Annotated in this window: 18 protein-coding genes; 9 read left to right on the plus strand and 9 right to left on the minus strand. The window is 44.1% G+C overall.

Annotation, left to right across the window (positions count from 1 at the left end; translation table 11 throughout):
* Window positions 1-74: 74 nt before the first annotated feature.
* The 4 genes from BN35_RS10100 to BN35_RS10115 all read left to right on the plus strand — a co-directional run bounded on the left by BN35_RS10100 (window position 75) and on the right by BN35_RS10115 (window position 5,431).
* Window positions 75-983: a ParB/RepB/Spo0J family partition protein gene (locus BN35_RS10100; RefSeq protein ID WP_008124520.1), complete on the plus strand. Its 909-nt coding sequence runs from the start codon at window positions 75-77 to the stop codon at window positions 981-983.
* 69 nt (window positions 984-1,052) lie between these two features.
* Complete coding sequence (locus BN35_RS10105; RefSeq protein WP_025071511.1) at window positions 1,053-1,748, plus strand: DUF5683 domain-containing protein; 696 nt, start codon at window positions 1,053-1,055, stop codon at window positions 1,746-1,748.
* Window positions 1,749-1,788: 40 nt separating this feature from the next.
* Window positions 1,789-3,138, plus strand: a complete 1,350-nt coding sequence (locus tag BN35_RS10110; protein ID WP_025071510.1) for a lytic transglycosylase domain-containing protein — start codon at window positions 1,789-1,791, stop codon at window positions 3,136-3,138.
* 25 nt (window positions 3,139-3,163) lie between these two features.
* Entirely contained in the window at window positions 3,164-5,431 is a 2,268-nt protein-coding gene (locus BN35_RS10115) for a RelA/SpoT family protein (protein WP_028900822.1), read from the plus strand.
* Between the two features lie 226 nt (window positions 5,432-5,657).
* Here the strand turns inward: BN35_RS10115 and BN35_RS10120 are convergent, their stop codons facing one another.
* On the minus strand, window positions 5,658-6,008 hold the full coding sequence (locus BN35_RS10120; RefSeq protein WP_025071509.1) for a MerR family transcriptional regulator: 351 nt from the start codon (window positions 6,006-6,008) through the stop codon (window positions 5,658-5,660).
* Between the two features lie 1,081 nt (window positions 6,009-7,089).
* Window positions 7,090-7,266: a hypothetical protein gene (locus BN35_RS13960; RefSeq protein ID WP_218916341.1), complete on the minus strand. Its 177-nt coding sequence runs from the start codon at window positions 7,264-7,266 to the stop codon at window positions 7,090-7,092.
* A gap of 470 nt (window positions 7,267-7,736) precedes the next feature.
* Between BN35_RS13960 and alaS the strand changes: the two genes are divergently transcribed.
* The 5 genes from alaS (at window position 7,737) to BN35_RS10145 (ending at window position 17,938) form a co-directional block, all read left to right on the plus strand.
* A complete protein-coding gene (gene alaS, locus BN35_RS10125; RefSeq protein ID WP_025071508.1) occupies window positions 7,737-10,364 on the plus strand; it encodes an alanine--tRNA ligase in 2,628 nt (875 codons plus the stop codon).
* A 466-nt stretch (window positions 10,365-10,830) separates the two neighbouring features.
* Window positions 10,831-13,464, plus strand: coding sequence for a LamG domain-containing protein (locus BN35_RS10130; protein WP_025071507.1), 2,634 nt, complete (start codon window positions 10,831-10,833; stop codon window positions 13,462-13,464).
* Between the two features lie 93 nt (window positions 13,465-13,557).
* Complete coding sequence (locus BN35_RS10135; RefSeq protein WP_257009519.1) at window positions 13,558-15,834, plus strand: discoidin domain-containing protein; 2,277 nt, start codon at window positions 13,558-13,560, stop codon at window positions 15,832-15,834.
* Between the two features lie 173 nt (window positions 15,835-16,007).
* Window positions 16,008-16,928, plus strand: a complete 921-nt coding sequence (locus BN35_RS10140; RefSeq protein ID WP_025071505.1) for an alpha-L-rhamnosidase N-terminal domain-containing protein — start codon at window positions 16,008-16,010, stop codon at window positions 16,926-16,928.
* A gap of 125 nt (window positions 16,929-17,053) precedes the next feature.
* Window positions 17,054-17,938, plus strand: coding sequence for a helix-turn-helix domain-containing protein (locus BN35_RS10145; protein WP_025071504.1), 885 nt, complete (start codon window positions 17,054-17,056; stop codon window positions 17,936-17,938).
* Here BN35_RS10145 and BN35_RS10150 read toward each other — a convergent pair.
* From BN35_RS10150 to BN35_RS10185, 7 genes are all read right to left on the minus strand, one after another.
* Window positions 17,923-18,525: a DUF3109 family protein gene (locus tag BN35_RS10150; protein WP_025071503.1), complete on the minus strand. Its 603-nt coding sequence runs from the start codon at window positions 18,523-18,525 to the stop codon at window positions 17,923-17,925. The two genes, BN35_RS10145 and BN35_RS10150, sit on opposite strands and share 16 nt — an antisense overlap.
* Window positions 18,526-18,539: 14 nt before the next feature.
* Window positions 18,540-19,205, minus strand: coding sequence for a uracil-DNA glycosylase (gene ung / locus BN35_RS10155; RefSeq protein ID WP_025071502.1), 666 nt, complete (start codon window positions 19,203-19,205; stop codon window positions 18,540-18,542).
* A gap of 104 nt (window positions 19,206-19,309) precedes the next feature.
* Window positions 19,310-20,827 carry a 2,3-bisphosphoglycerate-independent phosphoglycerate mutase gene (gene gpmI, locus BN35_RS10160; protein WP_028900821.1) on the minus strand — a complete coding sequence of 506 codons (1,518 nt, stop codon included), beginning with the start codon at window positions 20,825-20,827 and terminating at the stop codon, window positions 19,310-19,312.
* Between the two features lie 240 nt (window positions 20,828-21,067).
* A complete protein-coding gene (locus BN35_RS10165; protein WP_025071501.1) occupies window positions 21,068-21,499 on the minus strand; it encodes an Hsp20/alpha crystallin family protein in 432 nt (143 codons plus the stop codon).
* Window positions 21,500-21,691: 192 nt separating this feature from the next.
* Entirely contained in the window at window positions 21,692-22,144 is a 453-nt protein-coding gene (locus BN35_RS10170; protein ID WP_028900820.1) for an energy transducer TonB, read from the minus strand.
* A 5-nt stretch (window positions 22,145-22,149) separates the two neighbouring features.
* Complete coding sequence (locus tag BN35_RS10175) at window positions 22,150-22,602, minus strand: hypothetical protein (protein WP_025071499.1); 453 nt, start codon at window positions 22,600-22,602, stop codon at window positions 22,150-22,152.
* Between the two features lie 572 nt (window positions 22,603-23,174).
* Window positions 23,175-23,537 carry a DUF488 domain-containing protein gene (locus BN35_RS10185; RefSeq protein ID WP_025071497.1) on the minus strand — a complete coding sequence of 121 codons (363 nt, stop codon included), beginning with the start codon at window positions 23,535-23,537 and terminating at the stop codon, window positions 23,175-23,177.
* Window positions 23,538-23,629: the final 92 nt, after the last annotated feature.

Below are 23,629 nucleotides of genomic sequence, written 5' to 3' on the forward strand. Positions count from 1 at the left end.
ATGGAGCTTCCGCAATAACAAAGAGACACCTCCACTAAGATAATTCAACATCAGCATATAAACAATAGATATTCATGGCAGTACGCAAGAAATTCAGCCAGTCGGGAAAAGGTAGTGCTTTAGGTCGCGGACTTGATGCACTCATTTCCACAGATGACATCCAGACGCAAGGTAGTTCAACTATTAATGAAATTCCAATAGAACAAATTGAAGCAAATCCCAATCAGCCTCGTCGCGAATTTGACCAAGAGGCATTGGAAGAATTGGCATCAAGTATTCGAGAAATTGGTATCATTCAACCCATCACCCTACGCCAAGTCGCTACTGACAAATACCAAATCGTTGCTGGTGAGCGTCGTTGGCGTGCCTCACAAATAGTTGGTTTGGAGGCTATACCTGCGTATATTCGAACGATAGATGACGAAACTGTCATGGAGATGGCTTTGGTTGAGAATATTCAGCGCGAAGACCTTAATGCCATTGAAATTGCACTGGCTTACGAAAAACTCATGGAAAAGAGTGGCATGACGCAAGAGAAAGTGTCCAAGCACGTAGGGAAAAGTCGCACTGCCATTACAAATTACTTACGTCTGCTCAAACTTCCTGCACAAGTCCAAATGGCTTTGCAGAAGAAAGAAATAGACATGGGACACGCCAGGGCTTTATTGGCAATAGACAGTCCTTCTCAACAAATCAAACTTTTCAAAGAGGTGGTAAAGAATGCCTACTCGGTGAGGAAAGTAGAAGAGTTAGCTCAACAACTCAAAAATGGAGAGGATTTGCAAACAGCTAAAAAGAAGATGAACACAAAAAAGAGCATGCCAGAAGAATATGACATGCTGAAAAAGCGTTTATCCTCTTTCTTGGATACCAAAGTTCAATTAACTTGTTCTGCCAATGGTAAGGGGAAAATAAGCATCCCGTTCGCCAACGCAGCGGAATTAGAAAGACTGATGAATATCTTTGATCATCTGAAAGATTAACCGTCGATTGTGAAAATATCCACCGAACATACTTTCTGCGTCATCCAGTATTGTTGTCTGCTCATACTGTTGCTTTCCGTTACCAGCGTAAGAGCGCAGGTACCGACCAATGACAGCATCCCTGACAGCGATCCTCGCATTATCTTAGGCGACGTTGACACTAAAGTCATTCCTGCTGAAGCTGCGCTTTCTCCTCAAGACACATTGGTTTTCAAGGACAATGGGAAAGTAAGTAAAAAGGTTCAGCGCGACTGGAGCAAGTGGCGTCCAGACGCAAAAAGGGCGATGTGGTTGGCTATCGTTCTACCCGGAGCAGGACAAATATACAACCGTAAATACTGGAAATTACCGATTGTATATGGTGGATTCGTTGGTTGTATGTATGCTTTGCGTTGGAACAACCAAATGTACCATGATTATTCACAAGCATATATCGACCTGATGGATAATGATCCTCATTCAGAAAGCTACAAACAGTTTCTACATTTGGGTAACCAAATTAATGAATCAAATATAGAACGATATAAAGAATTGTTCCGCAAGCGCAAAGACCGCTACCGAAGATGGCGTGACTTGAGTGTTTTCTCTATCATTGGGGTTTATGCGCTATCTGTGATTGATGCCTATGTAGATGCATCATTGTCCGAATTCGACATCTCTGATGATTTAAGTTTAAGAATCGAACCCACCATCATGCAAAAAGATGCCATTCACCGACAGCTACTACCTGAAGGATTTGGTATACAATGCCGATTTACATTTTAATGTTCGGACAGAACTATTTTATACAGAAAATATTTCAATAATGAAAAAAACTTGTTTATACATTGCAACTATGCTTGCTGTCTTCTCAACCTCTCTACATGCACAGGTAGTAGATGACAAGACAGAAATCATAGTAACCAACGAAAAAGGAGAAAACGAAACAATTGACCTTCCTGAGGCACTGACGTCTGAGATTGACAGTCTGCTTCATTTGTACAACACCAAAACTTATCTAAGGAAAGACGCTGATTGTAACTTACCGAATGTCAACAGAACTTACGAGCCTGATGTTTACAAACAACGCCTACGCCGCCTTCCTACGATTATGGAAATGGCTTACAACAATGTTGTCCAAAAGTTCATTGATCGATATACCAACCAACTGCGAAATTCGGTAAGTATCATGCTCGGGGCTTCCAATTTCTACATGCCTATCTTTGAACAAGCCTTAGAGACATATAGCTTACCTTTAGAATTAAAATATCTTCCTGTCATTGAATCGGGATTGAATCCCTTAGCCGTTTCACGTGTAGGAGCTACTGGATTGTGGCAATTCATGTTGGCTACTGCTAAGAACTACGGACTGGAAGTGAACTCACTACTAGATGAGCGTTGCGATCCTATCAAGTCATCGTACGCTGCTGCCAATTACCTAAAAGATTTATATCGCATCTTCGGCGATTGGAATTTGGTCATTGCCGCTTACAATTGCGGTCCCGACAAACTCACACAAGCCATTCACAGAGCAGGTGGAAGCAAGGATTATTGGAAGATATACCCCTATTTGCCGCGCGAAACGCGTGGGTATGTGCCGGCATTCATTGCTGCCAATTATGTAATGAACTATTATTGCGAGCACAATATCTGTCCAATGACGACCGATTTGCCTGCGAAGACAGATACTATCGTGGTGAGCAAAGACATTCATTTTCAGCAAATTGCCGATGTACTCAAGATGGACAAAGAACTCATCAAGTCACTCAATCCACAGTACCGTCGTGATATTGTCATTGGCTACACCAAACCTTCTACGCTCAGATTGCCCGTTCCGATGATTAATGCCTTTATTGATCAGCAGGATTCCATCTATGCACACCAAGCCGACGTGCTACTTTCCAAGCGCACTGAGGTGAAAGTCAATGAAGATATACCTGCCTTCACGGGCAGTAGAGCGAATATCAACTCCACACGTAAAACCTATTCGTCAAAACGTAGCAAGAGCAGAAAGCACCGTCAGCGGCGCTCCACTAAAAAGTCTGTCACCGTTAGAAGTGGAGATACGCTTTCCGAAATAGCTGCACGCAATAATACAACCGTCAAGAAATTAAAGAAATTGAACGGCATCAAGGGATCTAATATTCGCAAAGGAAAGAAGATCAGAGTTAAATAATCATTGTTTTTGTAAGAGGACGATTATGGATGAGCAAGATATGAAAGATACTCAAAAGCAGGTCGATGAAGATAAAATCATTCAAGACGCATTCCAACACCTGTTAGATACCTACTTGGCTTCGCGCCACAGAAAAAAGGTGGATATCATTACCAAAGCTTACAATTTTGCACGTCAAGCGCACAAAGGAGTACGGCGTCTTTCGGGTGAGCCTTATATCCTTCACCCTATTGCGGTTGCACAAATAGCCTGCGAGGAGATGGGGTTAGGGTCTACCAGTATCAGTTCTGCCCTTTTGCACGATGTGGTGGAAGACACAGATTATACGGTAGAAGACATCGAAAATATCTTTGGTCACAAAATCGCCCAAATTGTGGATGGACTCACGAAGATTAGCGGTGGCATTTTTGGTGATAGAGCATCTGCCCAAGCGGAAAATTTCAAGAAGCTACTCCTCACCATGAGCGATGATATTCGCGTCATTCTCATCAAGATATGCGACCGCCTGCACAACATGCGCACCTTAGAGTCGCAACCCGCTAATAAACAATACAAGATTGCTGGAGAAACACTCTATATTTATGCGCCATTGGCAAACAGGTTAGGGCTGAACAAGATTAAGACCGAACTTGAAAATCTTAGTTTCAAATTCGAACATCCCGAAGAATATCAGGACATTACCAACAAACTTTCATTTACGAAAGAACAGCGAGAACGCCTTTTCGAACAGTTTACAGGTCCGATTCGAGAGACACTCGACGCCATGGGTGTTGATTATGAAATAAAGGCTCGCGTCAAAAGTCCTTATTCGATATGGAATAAGATGCAAACCAAGCACATTACTTTTGACGAAATCTATGACATCTTGGCGGTTCGTATTATCTTCACACCACAAGTCAGAGAAGACGAAATTAATGAATGTTTCAAAATATATGTGGCTATCAGTCGTATCTATAAGTCGCATCCCGACCGTCTTCGCGACTGGCTCAACCATCCCAAAGCCAACGGATATCAAGCGCTGCACATTACCTTGATGAGCAAACAGGGACGCTGGATTGAGGTTCAAATCCGAAGTGACCGCATGAACGAGGTGGCAGAACAAGGATTTGCGGCTCATTGGAAATACAAGGAAAATGGCGAATACACAGAAGATGAGGGCGAACTCAATGAGTGGTTACGAACTATCAAAGAGATTTTAGACGATCCGCAACCTGACGCAATGGATTTTTTGGATACAATTAAGCTGAATCTCTTCGCCTCTGAAATTTTTGTATTCACCCCTAAAGGCGAAATCAAGACCATGCCAGCAGGCTGTACTGCACTCGACTTTGCCTTCCAAATCCATACTCTCCTCGGCAGTCATTGCATTGGCGCCAAAGTCAATCATAAGTTGGTTCCGCTAAGTCATAAGCTCCAAAGTGGAGACCAAGTAGAGATTCTCACCAGTAAGTCGCAACGTGTACAACCCTCATGGCTCAATTTTGCCACAACAGCCAAAGCAAAGGGAAAGATTCAAGCCATGCTCAGGCGCGATAATCGCGAAAAACAAAAAGAGGGAGAGGTTATCCTTCGGGCTTGGTTGGAACGAAACGACATGGAGATGACCATGGGTGTACTCAACAAACTGTGCGAATTTCATCATCTCAAGAAACACGAAAGTCTCTTCTTATGCATTGGTAACAAATCGATTATCCTAACCGAAAAAGATCTTGATGAGCTGCAAAACAAAAAGAAGGGTGGAACACCAAGCAAGTGGCTCAAGTATATTCCTTTCATTGGACACGACAAAAAAGGCGAAGAGCAGCAAACGGTTGAACCTTTAACCATCGAAGATTCCTACAATAAGAAAAAGCCTATCATTATTAACGATAGCAACATCGATTCGCTTATCTTCCCTAACTGCTGCCATCCCATACCCGGTGACGACATCTTAGGGTTTATTGACAATCAAAACCATGTGGAAATTCACAAGCGCAACTGTCCCGTTGCCAGCAAACTAAAGTCGAGTTATGGCAACAGACTGTTGGATGCGAAGTGGGATATGCTCAAGACAAGGTTCTTCGATGCCACGATAGAAATCAAGGGCATCGACCGAAAAGGCATACTACACGATGTGGTGGATGTCATTTCGGACGAGATGAATGTCAATATGCACAAGATTACAATTTCCAGCAACGAAAATATTTTCAAGGGAATCATAGAAATCAAAGTTCACGACCGTCAGGAGGTGAAGAATATCATCAATGGTTTGAAAAAGGTAAAAGGCATACAAGAACTGCAACAAATTATGTAAAGGGCGGGTCTATCAATTGGCTTTGTCAGATTGCGAGGCTGTTTTTGTGGTCAATTTGTTTAAGAGAGAAAGGAGTATAGCGAGCTATACGACTGAACGAACAAGCAGATTGAACCAAAAAGAGACCACAAGATGACAAAACATAAATCGACCAACAGAAAAAAGCTTTACGGTGGTAATAGCCAGAACTGCCCTAAACGCTTAGTGAACGAGAACAAGCGTCTCCTCACACTATTACGTCCAGCTGCCTACGCAGTTCCTGCAATTCATCTCTAACAGAAAGCAGCGTATCCAAAATTTCAGAACTCGTTTCTACCCCCTTGCGGTTAGAACTCAACATCTTGCGAGCAGCGGACAGCTTAAACCCTCTGACCTTGACAAGGTTATAAATAATCCGAATGTCCTCAACATTGGCATCGGTATACTGTCGTACCTTGTTAGAACCCACCGTCTTTGGACGTAAATTAGGAAACTCTGTTTCCCAATATCTCAAGGTACTTTCGTTGATACCAAACATTTGGGCAACTTCCTTGATAGAATAATAGAGTTTTACATTCTTGTTTGCATTCAGTGCCATGGCGATATATCTTTTTGCAAATGTAGATAAAATTTTCGAATTATACGTCAGCAAAATAAAGAAAGCACTTTTTCTTTATCGGAAACATACGTTTACTGAATATGCTACGCCCTCCTTTCACATTTCTTTCATTCTTTCTCTCTCTGCATAAGTCCACCCATTGCTATCTCTGTGAAGCACCATTAAAATAAGTCACCAGCAGTTGTGTTGTTTGCACACAACAATGACGGGCTGAAAGCCCAAAAGGTATATAGCCCAGAGCAACGCTCTGAGAGAGATATCAACAGTGGATGTGGTTTACCTCTTAGCAAAAACGGGCAGAAAGCCAAGCAAGGATATATCTCATGGTAATACCGTTTAGGAAATATCTCCAGCAATTGTGCTATTTACATTGCCGCAAAAACGGGCTGAAAGCCCAAAAGGAATATAGCCCAGAGCAACGCTCTGGGTACAAGTTGTCCAACTATTTAGCGCTCTGAAAGAGCAAAAGGAAAGATAAAAACAATGCCTCACTGCCTCCTGTTGCGCTTACAGCGCGCCAATGAATTGATAACCTTTTACCCAGGGCGAATGCCCTGGGCTATAATCCTATTGGGGCTTCGCCCCGCCACTGCCCGTAACCATGACTGTTGCAATACAGGCTATTGCCTTTATTCATTGGATGCACTGCCTGCCGCTACAAAATTTTTCGAGATTATACGACACGTCCGTGTCGTTCCGTGCCATTCCGTTGCGATGATGAGAAATGTTACTTCCGTTTCATCACAGCAGCAGTTCCGCGACTTGCATCCTTTCAAAAGGTTTTAGCGGCAATGCGGGCTTAACACGAATAGGATGAGGAAAGGAACTTGTTCAATCACATTCCGTACCACACTTGATTATGAATTCTCCTCTCCACCTTGAAAGAGAACTTTATTTTTTTTCGAACTTCGCCCCGCCATTGCACGACACATCGGCTGCTGCGCAGTAACATTGAATTCATCACCATTTACTATGGAGAATTGGCACACAACAATGACGGGCTGAAAGCCCAAAAGGAATATAGCCCAGAGCAACGCTCTGGGTACGGTTGAACTTCTATTTAGCGCTCTGAAAGAGCAAAAGGAATGGAAAAATTGTGCCGCTCAATCTCCTGCTGTGCATTGTCATTTTTATTGACAACAGCACCAAAATGCTGGCGATATTTACAAACAACATATACCTCGGGCGAAAATACGCCAAAAATGGGGAACTTTGATAACGACTTATGAATCAACATATTAACAAAAACCGACAAATAAAAGCAGGGATTACACCAATGCTTCAAATCCTAAAACATTCATTTTGAGGCGTTATCTACTGTTTCCAATGCCATTAAGTCATGCAAATAACGATGCTAAAGCATGCTAATAACGGCATTATCTCAATGCTTCAACCCCAGTGAAGCATGCTAAGACACCTTTCAAGGCATGAATTCATGCCTTCAATCCCTTTTCGTTTCTCTATTTTGAGAATTTCTACAACTCTCCTTTTTGTCATTTTTTAAGACAAAATCCACTCTTTTCCACCCTACTGTGTAATCCATTTTCCCAAATAGACATTTGATATTCGGTTAATCTCGTCATGCTTTTATCCAAAGAGCCTCGTACCAATTTCAACCGATAATTTTGGTGCTTCCTGCTTTTTTTTATAATTTTGCTCCTTCATAAAGAAGTGAAACATTTACACATTGCACGAACAAAAATATAAATGACAATGATGACAGCAAACGAGATACGTGAATCGTTCAAGAAATTCTTTGAGTCGAAAGGACACACCATCGTGGCTTCGGCACCCATGGTGATCAAAGACGACCCCACCCTGATGTTTACCAATGCAGGCATGAACCAATGGAAGGATATCATCCTTGGCAACAAACAACCGGAACCACGCCGCAGAGCCGACTCGCAGAAATGCCTCCGCGTGAGCGGAAAGCACAACGACCTTGAGGAGGTGGGACGAGACACTTACCACCACACCATGTTCGAGATGCTCGGCAACTGGAGCTTTGGCGACTACTTTAAGGAAGGCGCCATTGACTATGCGTGGGAATATTTGGTGGACGTGCTGCACTTGGACCCAAAAGATTTGTATGTGACGGTGTTTGAAGGCTCACCCGAAGAAAACATTCCACACGACAGCGAGGCAGAGAAGTATTGGCGCAAGCACCTGCCTGCCGACCATATCATCAATGGCAACAAGCACGACAACTTTTGGGAAATGGGTGACACAGGACCTTGCGGTCCTTGTTCGGAGATACACGTAGACTCGCGTTCGGACGAAGAAAAAGCCCAACTACCCGGCCGGGAGTTGGTGAACAAGGATCATCCACAGGTCATCGAGATTTGGAACATCGTATTCATGCAGTTCAATCGCAAAGCCGATGGTTCTTTGGAGCCACTCTCCATGAACGTTATCGATACCGGAATGGGATTCGAGCGATTAGTCAGAATGCTGCAAGGAAAGAATTCCAACTACGACACCGACATCTTTCAGCCATTCATCCATGAGATGGAACGCCTGTCGGGCAAGAAATATGGTGAGCAGGAAGATGTAGACGTGGCGATGCGTGTAGTGGCTGACCACCTTAGAGCCGTAGCCTTCTCCATCGCTGACGGGCAACTACCCAGCAATGCCAAAGCGGGTTACGTCATTCGCCGCATCCTCCGCCGTGCCGTTCGCTATGCTTACACGTTCTTGGGGCAGCGCGAAGCCTTTGTATATAAGTTGCTCCCAGTACTCGTAGACGAAATGGGAGGAGCATATCCTGAACTCGTTGCCCAACGTGAGTTGATTGGCAAGGTGATGAAAGAAGAGGAAGACTCGTTCTTGCGGACACTCGAAAAGGGTATCAACCTATTGAGCAACGCCATGGACGAGCTGAAAAAAGCAGGCAAGACGCAAATCGATGGCGAACAAGCCTTCCGTCTTTTCGATACCTATGGTTTTCCACTCGATCTCACAGAATTGATATGCAGAGAGCACGGATTCAGCGTTGACGAGCAACAGTTCCATGCAGAAATGCAGAAACAGAAAGACCGTGCCCGCAATGCAGCGCAAGTAGAAAACAGCGACTGGGTAGAAATAAGACAAGGCGAACAGCAGTTTGTGGGCTATGACTATACCGAATACGAATGCCACATCTTGAAGTATCGCAAGGTAACCCAGAAAAAAAATAGTTTTTACGAGGTCATCTTGGACTTCACACCCTTCTATGGAGAAATGGGAGGACAGGTAGGCGACCAAGGTGTCTTGGTGAGCGAGCACGAGACGGTGGACGTGATAGACACCAAACGCGAGAACAACCAAAGCATTCACATCATTAAGCAACTGCCACAACATCCCGAGGCTGACTTCATGGCTTGCGTGGATACCGACAAACGTGACGCCTGTGCGGCAAACCATACAGCCACTCACCTACTGGATTATGCACTCAAGCAGGTGCTTGGCGACCATGTGGAGCAAAAAGGATCGTATGTATCGCCCGACACGCTGCGCTTCGATTTCTCGCATTTCCAAAAGGTGACCGACGAGGAAATCAGACAGGTAGAGCGGTTGGTAAACGACCTCATTCGTCAAGACATCCCCTTGGACGAACATCGTGACACTCCAATAGAAGAGGCGAAAGAAATGGGAGCCGTTGCATTGTTTGGTGAAAAATATGGCGACAAGGTGCGAGTAGTGCGCTTCGGACCGTCATGTGAGTTCTGTGGAGGTATTCACGCCAAGAGTACAGGACGCATCGGACTGTTCAAAATCCTATCCGAAAGTTCGGTAGCTGCTGGTGTTCGTCGTTTTGAAGCCATTACTGGTCGCAAATGCGAAGAAGCCATGTATGCCATAGAAGACACGGTGAAGGCCATCCGCAGCTTATTCAATAATGCCAAGGACTTGAAAGGAGTCATCGAAAAGTACATGGACGAACACGACACCATGCGCAAGGAGATAGAACAGTTCCAAGCACAAGCGGTGCAAAGAACCAAAGACGAACTCATCAGACGTGCTGAGACTATCAATGGCGTTACCGTCATCAAGGCAGTATTGCCTATCGATGGCAACGCTGCCAAGGACTTGGTGTTCAAGATTCGTGAGGCCATACCGTCGCATTTGCTTTGCGTCATCGGTTCTACGGCACATCAAAAGCCACTTCTGAGTGTTATGCTGAGCGAAGATATGGTGAAAGACCACGGATTGAATGCAGGTCAAATGGTTCGTGAGGCAGCCAAACTCATTCAGGGAGGCGGTGGCGGACAACCTCATTTTGCATCGGCCGGTGGAAAGAACGTGGATGGCATCAGCGCTGCAGTCGACAAAGTTATTGAGTTGGCGCACCTATAAATAAAGATCATCATCAAAGGCAAATGCCTCTTTCGATAGGATATTTTCATAAAAACCGCATCTCCATAATATTGAGATGCGGTTTTTGTTTTTATTTTCTACATCGCCTATACCATATAAGAAAGGTATCACAAACAAACAATCTTTTACTAACAACCTGCAAAATATCAACATCTTAGTCCAAACATCCAAAATACCACCATTGGAAATCGCTCGAAAACTATTACCCAAACTATTTTTTGATACAGGATAGTCTCATGCGTACACCCACATAATGACATTTGATAAAAATATCGATGTTACGCTCAATTATCATATCAAAAAGGTAATTGTATTTGAACATAATATCATTTATTTGAAAAAAAAGGTGTATTTTTGCAATATCTTATAGAAATAATTGAACAAATCAATTATCATATAAGAATGTAGGAAATTACTAACCATCCTTATCATAATAACAACATTCATGAAGTATCAACTTTTACTACTTGCATTTTTATCTTCTGCCCTTGGCACTTCAGCACAACAGTTTGAGAAAGTGGACAAGAGCAAATACAAGGATTATTCACCTATTTACGTCCCAGACCCTTCGCTGATGCGTAATGTCAGTGGAAAAGCTGGCAAAGTAGGCATGCGCACCCGTGCGACGCGCGCCCCGCTGCCCGCTTATGTCAACAATGCCAATGCCAAATGGTTTCCACCTATCTTCGGACAAACAGGTGGGTCGTGTGGTGCATCATCACGTATTGGCTACATGATGACATACGAATGGAATGCTTTTAGGCTCTCAGATGCATCGAAGATTGAACATCGATTGCCGCCACATTTTGAGTATCCGTTTCCGTACAATGGACTCAGCAAAGACCACATGGCACAGTATATAGGCTATCCTACTGGCGATGTGTACGGAGGTTGGGACATAAGCAGTATTTACGGAGCATACGAAGTTGATTCTAATGATGCTGGATGGATGCAAGGTTATGACAGTTGGCACAACGCCATGTTCAACCGCATCACTGGAACGGCTAACTTTCCCAAAGGGTCGAACACCCCTGAGGGAATGGAAGCCATCAAACGTTGGCTATTCAACCATAATGGTGACCCCTCATGGCCTACCATTACCGATGAAAATGGTACCCATATTGTAGGTGGCATTGCTGGTTTGGGCTGTGGTATATCGGGCTGCGTCATGCAAAAAGTAGCCGATGTGGAAGCCAACAGAAAGGCAGGCGTCGTTGGTAAACATTACATCGAGAGGTGGAGGTTTGACACTGCCGACCACGCCATTACCTTAGTGGGCTACGATGACCGTGTGGTGTTCGACTTAGACAAGAATGGCGTATATGGCGAGGAAAAGAATCGCTTAGGTCAAGACGAGCGAGGCGCATGGATTTTTGCCAACTCATGGGGCGATTGGGCAGATAAAGGATTGTGCTACGTACCCTATCCCATGGCAGGAGGAGTAACCAACAGCAAGACGGACAAACACATCTTGACCAATGAAGACGGCTCAAAAGTAGAGGTATATACGGGTGGCGGCTGGTGGCCAGAGGTGTACTACCTACGCCAGAACTATGTGCCACAACAGACCATGAAAGTAACTATGCAATACAGCAAGCGGTCGGAAATCAGCGTGAAGGTAGGCGTAAGTGAGGACCCCACGGCTACAAAACCACAAAAAGAGTCTGTGTTTAGGTATATCAACTATACCGGCGATGGGGATAAAGACCCTGCTGATGCCGAAACACCGCTACTTGGACGATGGGCGGATGGCAAAATGCATCACGAGCCAATGGAGTTTGGCGTAGACTTGACCGACCTTTGTGAAGGAATAGACTTTTCACGCCCCATAAAATTTTTCCTCACCATCAACAGTAAGGGTACCGCAACGGGTAAAGGAAGTGTGAAATCGGTAAGCATCATCGACTATGCTATGAACGAAAAGGGTGTGGAAATGCCTATATGCACAGAAGACGTTCCTATTAAGAACGGTGGACAGACCACTTGTGTGTCGGGTGTAGTGACGCAAGAATCGGTTAATGCGCCCTACAACTTAGCATTCGATGACAACAAACAGCTTACATGGGCTGAGCCTGTGAACGGATTGTCCAAGCCTGAGACATATATTGTTTACCAAAACGGAAATAAAATCACAGAGACAACATCCACCCATTATGCACCAACATCAACAGACGGATCTTTCTATGTAAAGGCTTCATACAAGATAAATGGCAAGCAAAAGCTAAGTGCTGCTTCCAACTCGGCAGCATTGCCACAAAATGCAGATGCCGTTTACGACAACGATGTTCAGCAATTCAAAAGTAGCGGAGGGTTCGTTGTGCCCAACGTAACATCCAAGCCCCACCAAAAATTTACGATAGAGTATTGGCTCAAGCCTTCATCTGTATACAACTGGAACCAAAAAGTTGATGCTGGATGGGGTACATTCTGGCTACATGCCAACAACAACCGTACACTTACTTTTGGCTGGAACACGCAAAATGGCAACCGAAGCGACTCTGAACCCATTTTACAGACCAACAAATGGACACACATCGCATTGGTAATCGATGGGAACACCATGACACTGTATGCCAATGGCGAACGCAAGGGGCAATTCAGCTCACAGTTCCACAGTGGCATGCCTGCCATCTCGGATGGACTTCTTTTTGGGGCAACCAATAACGATGGATTGCATGGATGCATTGACGACCTGCGAATATGGGAAGTAGCTCGTACTGCACAAGAGATAAAAGACAACTACCAAACCCCTATTGCCAATCCAGGAAGTGAGAAGGGATTGTTAGCTTATTTCAAAATGAACACCATCAAAAAGAAGGGACGCACACTCTTGGTTGATGCAGCCCACGGCAACCATGCCAAATTCTTGCCTAATGGCACACACAACACAGCACAAGCAAACAATGAGACCATTCGTAAACAAGCCTTACCCTCTGCTACCATTCAAGGACCAACACAGGTAAACAAGAGCGATGTAGTTACATTATCGTCTACGACATCGGTAGGTGTCATGAAGAGAACATGGACAGCCACAGGTGCAACACCTGCACAAACCACGGCACACTATGCAAGTTTCTAATTCAATGCAGCAGGTAACCAAACCGTTACACTGACAACAACCGACATCAATGGGCAAACGCAGCAGACAACCCACCAAGTCAACGTCAAAGCCATAGAACCTTCGGCAGACTTTACGATAACCAACAAGACAGTAAAGGCATCCGAACGGGTATCATTCTTGGCAAAGAACGAAGTGTCGGGCTGTACTTACGCTTGGCAATTAGATGGAGCCGACATAAAAACCTCTGATCATCGCAACATTTCTGCCGTGTTCATGAAGGCCGGCACACATACCGTTACCCTTACCGTCACATCTGCTGAAGGCAAGAAGTACACGCAGGAAAAACACCTCAACGTGGCTGCTTCGGCTCCCAAGGCTGGTTATAAAACAAGTAAAGATGACGTTGTAGTATTGAAAAACGAAGAGGTGACGCTGACAGACGCTTCCAAATATGAGCCAACAGAGTTCTACTGGTCGTTAGTAAGTCATAATCAGGTGTACAACGGAACAGGCAATCCATATCGCTTCAAGCCAGAACGAGCAGGCGTGTACAAATTGTATTACACCGTTGAAAATGCGCAGGGGAGCGACAAGTTGGTCAAAGATCAAGCTGTCATCGTATGCAATGCAGACGCACAACGTGGCTTGAATTTCTCGATAGTCGGCAACAAGTCATACAAAACGATGACTACAGGTCAGTTGGACAATATCACTACCGATTGGACTATTGATTATTGGCTGAAGCCAACATTTGCCTCATCGGCATCGAATGGCGTCTATGCGCTGAGTACCAATGGTAGGGAGGTGGCAAGCCTAATAGCACAACCCAAGGGAGGTGCGACACTAAAGGTGGGCGACCAAACTTTCCAAATCAACGATGATTTCATCATTTCCGGACAATGGCACCACTACGCCATAACTGCGGATAGAACTACGGTGAGATTGTATCGTGACGGAACTTTGTTCAAGTCGTTCACTCTCTCCGGTAGCAACAACACTGAAAACATCGCAAAGGTACGAGTAGGAGGCGAAGCACAAGCCGACGGCATCTTTGATGAGTTCAGGGTTTGGGGAAAAACACTCAGTCAAACCGACCTACGCCGTTACTGCATTGCTCCTCTGAGTGGTACAGAGCTAACCAAAGCCGTTAGCGACAACCAGTTAAAGTGCTACTATCAATTCAATACCATTGAGGACGGGACTAACATTCCTGACCAATCTGGACGTGGATGTAATGCCACTCGCAACAATTTTGGTCCTGGTGGAGATGCCTGGGTATCATCACGAGGCGTGTTTGCCATTGACTTCTCGCCTGCCGAAGGGGAAAAGATTAACGGTTACACTTCGTTGGATAGGTCTTCATACCGCATCGTAAAGGTGAGCGATGAAGAGACGCAGAGCGAACAAAACGGCAACGGATTTGCTGAACTGGCGCTCGATGCTGATGAAAGCACATTTTGGCATAGTCAATATTCTGGTGGCGAAAAGGGATTTCCTCATAGCTTCACCATCGACAGAGCAAGCCTTGACGTCATTCATGCCTTGAAGATAACGAACAAACGAGAAAGCCGATACAGGGCTGTCAGCGTAACCGTTGAGCAAAGTGATGATATGAATCAGTGGGAAATGCTTGACAACAACCATCATTTCTTAGATATGGAAAGCCCTGCCGTCAACCTCATGAAGCCGGTGACAAAACGCTATATGCGCCTAACCTTCAATGAAAACGCATGGCAAGGAAGCCTCATGACGCTGAACACAGTTGAATTTTATGGTACGAAAGCTAACGATGCCAGTCTTGAGCAGCCTGTACAGCTCATCTTCAAGAGTTGTTCAGATGAGAATAACAACGCAAAACAAAAGGCAAGCAACGCTGTAGATGGGAATGAAAACACACAGTGGCGCAGCAAAGACGGCACTCCTTATCCACATACCATTGATGTGCAGAACAGTTCATCTGGAAGATGTATCGAGACATTATCCCTTGTTCAAGCCATCATAGGCAACAAAAAGAAATCGCGAAACTACAATGCAGGCAAGGTAACCATTTGGGTGAGTGACAACGGAAAGGACTGGACAGCGTTTGAAAAGGTACGTATACCTTACTATAATAAGAGTACTATCCGCCTAAAGACTCCTATTCACCAACCATATGTCCGCTTTGAATTTACCGAAGCACAGATGAAAGGCGCCACCTCGTTGGCACTCAAAGAAATCAAAGTATATGGAAGATTGTCAAAGGAGACTGGCGTCAATGGCATTGAGCAAGACTACAACAGCACTGACACTCGCATCTACAACCTGCAAGGACAGTATGTAGGCACATCGATAGAAAGTTTACCTGCTGGCATCTACATCAGAAATGGCAAGAAGATGATTAAGCAATAAGCTTTCACACGAGAAAGAACACACACGAGGATGTATGCACCACAAAGCACATCCTCGTTTTTTTATGCTTATCACTGACAAGGATTGGAAAGAAATGTTTACTTTTGTACAACGATTTTTCTGAGACTGAGCACCAAACATCATAGTTTATAGAAAAGAACAAATATCTGACAATGCAAAAATCACTACTCATCGTCTTCTTAGGAATGTGCATCAAAGTCAGTATTGCACAATCTTTCAACCTACAATGGATTGCTTGCCCACAGGCAGACAGCACCTCGGAAGTATGGTTTAGGCAAGATTGGAAGCTGAGAGATTATCCCACACATGCCACGATGACTATTGCCAGTACAGGAAAGGTGAACGCATACATCAACGAGCGAAACATATCAACAGCGCTGTGGTTTCCTGCTCGTTCCAATAACGACGGCAAACCAATATGCATCACACTGGATGTTACTCGTTTTCTACAGCCTGGTAACAACGTCATCGCTATTTGGTATGCCCCCTCATGGACACATATTGAAAGGCAACAAATAGCCATTGCGCTGCATGCACGATATGCAAATAATGAATACACATGTTTACAGTCTGACGAGAATTGGCTCACACGACCTGCTACCACATCCTTGACCTTGGATGGAGGAGAAAAGGATGATGGTTATGTGTATGGTGCAAAATGGAATTCCGAAGATGTAGACGTCGCAACCTGGCAATCGGCAACAGCCGTTGAGGGTCCTTCTCTTCCCTATTCCTATTATTTTGCTGGATATCCCGCTGTGAAGGTGAGTAAAATTCAGACACCTCGTTATTTTGATGTCGTTGGAGATAGCGTTTATTACCAGTTTGATAAAGCATTTAAGGGACAAGTTCGTGTGACACTGCGTGGCGCTAAGCGTGGACAGAAAATACAATTTAATGGACTCACCTATACCTGCAACGGTGAACTTGACGAACAAGCCTACCCTCGTTTTGCGGTAAAAGATGTCTATCGAGTTTTGATTTCAGGCGATAAAGATTTCAAACCCGAGCAGATTCAACAGGTAGAAGGATTAGAAGTTGTCCCATATTTCCATCAAAGCTACCAATATTAACAGATAAATGTGCGGTTACATTCCAAATTTTCGCTACCTTTGTACGGAATATAGAAGTGTGTTTAATGAATTTTACATTCTTCTAAGGAAGTGTCATTGACAAATATACAAAACCAAAAACAATTATGGAAAGAAATAGTATAGCGAAACTAACGATTAAACGCATCAAAGAAATCACCAAAATATCTACCTTCATTGGCGACGATTTATTATTATTCGACCGATTAGAGGATCTTCCTTTCCCACTCGAGCCACGCAAAATGAATTGTGTTTTGGTTGGGATGTGCCTTAAAGGGCGTGCACAATACACCGTTGACACTAAAGAATGTGTCATTTCAGAGAACGATATACTTATTTTGAGTGACGGACAGGTAGTCAGTGACTATATGCTCAGTCACGATTTCAAAGGCATTGCCATGTTGGCATCCGAGAACTTCATGCAGGATATCTCCAGGGGAGTAAACAAAATTTCCTCACTGTTCATCTACTCGAAAACACATCCTGTGTTGCATTTAGAACAACAAAATGCCAATTCCTTCTTGGACATTTATAGAATGACGCAAAAGAAGGTTATCGATGTCAATCACCGCTTTCGAAGAGAAATCGTTTGTTCATTACTTGGTGCCCTTATCTACGATATGGGAAACTACATTTGGTACAATCAACAAGACCAAACAAACTTTAAGCAAAGTCGAGGAGAGAAAATCTTTTCTGATTTCATTAAATTAGTTGAACAAAACTTCCGAGTGATTCGAAGAGTAGGATGGTATGCCGAACAATTAAAGATTACCCCTAAATATTTGTCGGAAACGGTGAAGAAGGTGAGCCGAGAAACGCCAAACAGTTGGATTGATAGTTATGTAACTACGGAGCTACGAGTACAATTAAAGAACTCCGCAAAGAATATCAAAGAAATTGCGAAAGACATGAACTTCCCCAACCAAAGCTTTTTGGGCAAATACTTTAAGGACCGAACAGGGATGTCTCCTTCGAGTTATAGAAAATCTTGATGCGCCAATTGCTGTGCCACCACACACAATTCGTCATACCATTGCTGCCCAAAGCGGCGTATCAAAGGCTCTCTGAGAAATTGGTAAAGCGGCAAATTGAGCTCTTTACCTTTCTCCACTGCACATTGGCAAATCTTCCAACGGTGGTAATTCAGTCCAACAAGTCCATTTCCCAACGCCTTTTCCCGAATGGGGTATAACGCACAGGAGATGGGCTTACAAAAATCAATCTCTGCCTTTCGGTAAGCTCTTTCTAACACACAAAGGCAACACCCTTCTTGGTAACAAGTAAAAACACAATCCTTGCTACCGACGATGCTGGTTACCATGTCGCCCTCTCTATCGATATAAGCCACGCCTTGCTGGTCAATTACCGATTGAGCCGAAGCAGAAAGCTCGTTCCACACAGCATCCACGTTCTCTTCGATGCCTGCAATTTCCTCAATAGTGACAGGAGCTCCTGCATCGCCTTCAATGCAACAAGCGCCATGACACACCTCTAAATCACAACAAAACTTTTGCGTGAAAACATCTGGAGACACCAAGACGTTGCCTACTTGTATAATGGGAGGATATGAATGGTTCATACATTGAGAAGTTTTTACCATTTCACGGGTTCAATGCCCTGCTGTATTAAGTATTCATTGCAGCGTGAGAAATGATGATTACCAAACCAGCCGCCTCGATTGGCAGATAGCGGTGAGGGATGTACGCTTTCCAAAACACAGTGTTTGTGCTTGTCAATGAGATAGGATTTTGAACGCGCATAACCGCCCCACAACAAGAACACCAAGTGCTCTTTATGGTCGCTCAACACCTTAATGACAGCATCTGTAAACGTTTCCCACCCTCTTCGCTGGTGGCTTCCTGCTGCATGCGCCCTCACGGTGAGTGTGGCATTGAGGAGCATCACGCCCTGTTTCGCCCAGCGAGTCAAGTTACCTGTTGTCGGAATAGGCAGTCCCAAGTCGGCTTGTATCTCCTTAAAGATGTTTTGCAACGAAGGTGGAAACGGCACACCGTCATTAACAGAGAAACTCAAACCGTGTGCCTGACCCTGTTCATGATACGGGTCTTGCCCGATAATCACCACTTTCACCTGATCGAACGGACAGAGATTAAAAGCGTTGAAAATGAGTTTTCCGGGAGGATAGCACGCAAACTGGCTGTATTCGTTATGCACAAACTCGGTCAGTTTGGCAAAGTAAGGCTTGTCAAACTCTTGCTGTAAATGCGCCTTCCAACTTTCTTCTATCTGTACTTCCATATCCTCAAGATTGATACAGCTTAACTACTATATGCCAAAGAAACGAGAATTGAACCAACAAGTGGTTCAATTCTGATGCTCTTTTGTGCTTAAAAATTCAATAATCAGTCTGTTATCAGATTTTCACCTGTCATGGCTTCTGGTTGTTCCAAGCCCATGATGTGCAATATAGACGGTGCCACGTCAGCCAATCTTCCGTCCTTCACGGTGGCACTGTTGTTGTCTGTCACATAAATAAACGGTACAGGATTGAGCGAGTGTGCCGTGTTGGGCGTGCCATCCTCATTAATTGCATGATCAGCATTACCATGGTCGGCAATGATAATCGCCTCATAATCGTTGGCTTTGGCAGCCTCTATCACCTCTTTCACACAATGGTCAATTGCCCAAACCGCCTTGGCGATGGCGTTATAGACACCCGTATGTCCCACCATGTCACCGTTGGCAAAGTTCACCACAATGAAATCGTACTGTTGTGTACCAATGGCATCCACCAGTTTGTCTTTCACTTCGTAGGCACTCATCTCGGGCTTTAAGTCGTAAGTCGCTACCTTGGGCGAGTTGACTAAGATACGATCCTCTCCCTTGTAAGGCTCCTCACGTCCTCCATTGAAGAAGAATGTAACGTGTGCATACTTCTCCGTCTCCGCTGTATGCAACTGTCTTTTGCCCAGACTGCTAAGATATTCGCCCAATGTCATCTCTACATTTTCCTTCGGGAACAGCACATGCACATTCTTAAAGTTAGCATCGTAGGGCGTCATCGTGTAATATTGCAAGTCCTTAATGGTGTGCATTCCCTCATCGGGCATATCGGTTTGGGTCAACACCTGTGTGAGTTCTTTGGCACGGTCGTTACGGAAGTTGAAGAAAATCACCACATCACCCTCTTCTATCTGTCCTTGAACAGTAGCGTTGGTAATGGGTTTGATAAATTCGTCGGTCACATCTTCGGCATAACTCTCATGCATCGCCTGCACCATGTCCGTTGCTTTCTTACCCACACCACTTACCAACAAGTCGTAAGCCTCTTTCACTCGATTCCATCGCTTGTCACGATCCATGGCATAAAAGCGCCCTATGATACTGGCAATGTGCGCATCGTTCGTTTCACAAACATGCTGCAAAGCCTCAATAAAGCCAACTCCACTCTTCGGGTCTGTGTCGCGTCCGTCCATGAAACAATGTACATACGTATTTTTGAGACCGTATTTTTTAGAGATGATCAACAACTGATATAGATGATCCAAAGAGGAGTGAACACCACCATCGCTGGTCAATCCCATTAAATGAAGCTTCTTCCCCGTTTTCTGTGCATACGTATAGGCAGAAACGATTTCAGGATTTTGCAGAATTGACCCATCTTTACAGGCTCTGTTAATCTTCACCAAATCCTGATACACCACACGTCCTGCACCAATATTCAAGTGTCCTACCTCCGAGTTACCCATCTGTCCATCGGGCAATCCTACATTCTCACCCGAAGCCTGCAACTGCGAATGCGAGCATGTAGCATTCAGATAATCTAAATAAGGTGTCGGCGTATTACTTATCACGTCGCCTTTACCCTTGTCTCCTATTCCCCATCCATCGAGGATCATCAATAAAGCTTTCTTTGCCATAATTATTGTTACCTGTTATATTAAAATCTTTTTTGCAAAGATAGTGCAAGCCGAAACCAGAATAAGTTTACTTGTTTTGGTGAGGCGCAGCCTATCTTATGCAAAGGTACTGCAATTTTCTGACTTACGCATCATCTACACCTTATAAATACAAGAATACTTCACAATTTTCATCCACGCAAAAGCCCCACAATCCGTTTAGATTGCAGGGCTTTCTCTATCTAAATACCAAAGTAATGATTACTCCACGGTGATTTGCTTGCCTAATGTCTGTACGATTTCCTCACGTTTCGGCAAGGTAACGGTCAAGACACCATCCGACATTTTTGCGCAAATTTTCTCTTTGTCTACGTCATCTGGCAATATCAGTGTCTGCTCAAAACTCGAGTAACTGAACTCTCTACGCAAGTAGTGAGCCTTCTTGTCCTCTTCTTTGTTCTCCACCTTCTTTTCCATCTTGATAGTCAAATTTCCATCGTTATCGATATTCACGATAAAATCGTCTTTCTTCAAGCCAGGTGCAGCCAACTCTACAACATACTCACCGTCATGAGCGATTACGTTGATTGCGGGTGCTGTACTGTTCAATCTTGGTGCAAGACCGGTATCAAAAAAATCATCAAACACACTTGGTAACCATGAATTTCTGTTTCTTACTGGTAACATAATCATTTCCTCCTATTTTTATTTTGTTTATTCTTATTTGCTCTTTCGAGTTCACTAACCATTGTTGCAAGGAGCGTACCAATGAAGAAACCGTGTCATTATGACATATATTCCATTATTTAACCCAAAAACCAAGCCATTATGTCAGCTGTTTGAGACTTTTCATCCAACTCAGTATCAGCGTTATTGACATGCAGATCAAGGCTTTTCCATGCGCTTCACCCTCTGTGTTTGCTTCACTTTCATTCTGATACGTACGCAATAACGCATACTGACTGGTCTACCCACTAGCATGCCAGGTGTCCAACGTTTCATGTGTTTCATTTCTCTAATAATGATTTTATCAAACCTTGGGCCTTTCGACCGATACACTTTGAAATCCTTGCAACGACCTTTTTTATCGATAACAAAATTCACAACCATGGTTCCCGTTAACGTAGAGTCAGCCTTCATCAGCTTAGGAATCACCCTATCGCTCACAAATGCCATCAACGCTTTTTCCCCTCCGGGATAAACTGGCATCACCTCGGGATTGGAAAATATCTTTTCCGATGGTTCAACATACTTCGATGAGCCCACACACTGTGCCGATATTCCCGCCCAAACAGCCATGATAAGCCAAATCAACAACACACTTTTTCTCATCATCATATTTACTATTTAGCTTTGGGAACAGTATTTTTTTCATTCTCACGCTCCCTCTTAATCGTGATAGGAAAGCAAAATTTTACAGGCATAGCCTTGCCTTTGTGCTTACAAAGGGTCCACCTCCGCATCCTTTTCAGTCCGTTTAGAAATAAGGTATCAATCTCGGGAGCCACCGATTTTACCACTCTAAAACTGTCACAAGCTCCATTTTCCAGAACGACAAACGATATCAACAACCTTCCTTCTGCCGAGCTTTTAATACTGTCCAGCCCCGGAGCCACAGAATCTATCATCCATTTGCGCAAGGCGACTGTTCCACCAGGATAAACAGGCATGTCGTCAATGACAGACCAACATATGTTTCCATCTGGTCGTGGCAAGCTTTTCTTGTGACTTTGCGACCACGTCATCTGAAGAACAACGAAGCAAAACATAACCAACAAAATACCATATTTCTTCATATCTTATCTTTTTTAAACATTGTTCCATCCTTTCAAAAAGTACATCCGCACCGTCTATGACCGACGAAACCAAAGACAGGTGCGAACTGTACTTCAGATTTGCATATAGCTTTCGCAGACAAAGATACAACTTCTGACTGCCCTTGTCAATAGCCCGACAGACATTGACACACGCAGAAAATACAAACTTCTGACTGTCAGGTATTTAAAATACCCAAAAGATCTCTTTTGACACATCAAAGAACGAATATGAATTGTTTTTTATATCTTTGCCCTGAACAAAAAAGACCAAAACACAGCCGTATGCAAAAGATACTCGTGATGCTGCTTTCTGCCACACTTCCGCTCATGCATATTCCTAACCGATTTTCCGGCAACCATCACAACTGCCCGTCTGAGCAACAATCCCCATACCTGGCAACCTAACCCGAATTCCATTGCGGGCCAAGCACCTTCTGCTGATCTCAAAGTCGTATTCGGAGCATCAGGTCCATGCATCCGATTGTTTATGAAGAATATTTTGGGAGTAAAACATCCGCATTGGGCGGTATTTGGTTATCTAAAAGATAAGCTCACAACCTGACCATCAACCAATCTCGGAGTATGATAGCATGGTTGCAACTCTCATTCTTGGCACCGTAAAGAAGGGTAACGTCACCGTCCCGCAAAAGTTTCCGGATATGCTCTGCAAAGGAAAGTGCTTCCGGATTTCCATCAAGTTCTATCCGATACCGCACAGCGAACTCCTCGTAGTTCTCCTCTTGATGGCCAAACCATTTGCGTAGGTTTGTTGAAGGCGTCACGAGTTTATTCCACTCGTCTACCCCTGCCTTCTCCTTCGAAAGACCTCTCGGCCAAAGACGGTCTATCAGAATGCGATAACCGTCACCATCATCAGCTGCGAGATAAACACGTTTAATCTTCAGTTCATTCATAAACTATCCTCATCTTTTTTTATTACCTTGCTGTTTTAATAGACCAACCACAACAACAAAACAGGCTGGCGGATGTAAAATTACACAATATT

The organism is Hoylesella timonensis 4401737 = DSM 22865 = JCM 15640, assembly GCF_000455445.1.
Lineage (GTDB): Bacteria > Bacteroidota > Bacteroidia > Bacteroidales > Bacteroidaceae > Prevotella > Prevotella timonensis.

Excerpts from the sequence above, each read along its gene's own strand:
- BN35_RS10100 (WP_008124520.1), top strand. The coding sequence starts at position 75 with ATGGCAGTACGCAAGAAATTCAGCCAGTCGGGAAAAGGTAGTGCTTTA.
- BN35_RS10110 (WP_025071510.1), top strand. The coding sequence starts at position 1,789 with ATGAAAAAAACTTGTTTATACATTGCAACTATGCTTGCTGTCTTCTCA.
- BN35_RS10115 (WP_028900822.1), top strand. The coding sequence starts at position 3,164 with ATGGATGAGCAAGATATGAAAGATACTCAAAAGCAGGTCGATGAAGAT.
- BN35_RS10120 (WP_025071509.1), bottom strand. The coding sequence starts at position 6,008 with ATGGCACTGAATGCAAACAAGAATGTAAAACTCTATTATTCTATCAAG.
- BN35_RS13960 (WP_218916341.1), bottom strand. The coding sequence starts at position 7,266 with ATGTTGATTCATAAGTCGTTATCAAAGTTCCCCATTTTTGGCGTATTT.
- alaS (WP_025071508.1), top strand. The coding sequence starts at position 7,737 with ATGACAATGATGACAGCAAACGAGATACGTGAATCGTTCAAGAAATTC.
- BN35_RS10130 (WP_025071507.1), top strand. The coding sequence starts at position 10,831 with ATGAAGTATCAACTTTTACTACTTGCATTTTTATCTTCTGCCCTTGGC.
- BN35_RS10140 (WP_025071505.1), top strand. The coding sequence starts at position 16,008 with ATGCAAAAATCACTACTCATCGTCTTCTTAGGAATGTGCATCAAAGTC.
- BN35_RS10145 (WP_025071504.1), top strand. The coding sequence starts at position 17,054 with ATGGAAAGAAATAGTATAGCGAAACTAACGATTAAACGCATCAAAGAA.
- BN35_RS10150 (WP_025071503.1), bottom strand. The coding sequence starts at position 18,525 with ATGAACCATTCATATCCTCCCATTATACAAGTAGGCAACGTCTTGGTG.
- ung (WP_025071502.1), bottom strand. The coding sequence starts at position 19,205 with ATGGAAGTACAGATAGAAGAAAGTTGGAAGGCGCATTTACAGCAAGAG.
- gpmI (WP_028900821.1), bottom strand. The coding sequence starts at position 20,827 with ATGGCAAAGAAAGCTTTATTGATGATCCTCGATGGATGGGGAATAGGA.
- BN35_RS10165 (WP_025071501.1), bottom strand. The coding sequence starts at position 21,499 with ATGATTATGTTACCAGTAAGAAACAGAAATTCATGGTTACCAAGTGTG.
- BN35_RS10170 (WP_028900820.1), bottom strand. The coding sequence starts at position 22,144 with ATGATGATGAGAAAAAGTGTGTTGTTGATTTGGCTTATCATGGCTGTT.
- BN35_RS10175 (WP_025071499.1), bottom strand. The coding sequence starts at position 22,602 with ATGAAGAAATATGGTATTTTGTTGGTTATGTTTTGCTTCGTTGTTCTT.
- BN35_RS10185 (WP_025071497.1), bottom strand. The coding sequence starts at position 23,537 with ATGAATGAACTGAAGATTAAACGTGTTTATCTCGCAGCTGATGATGGT.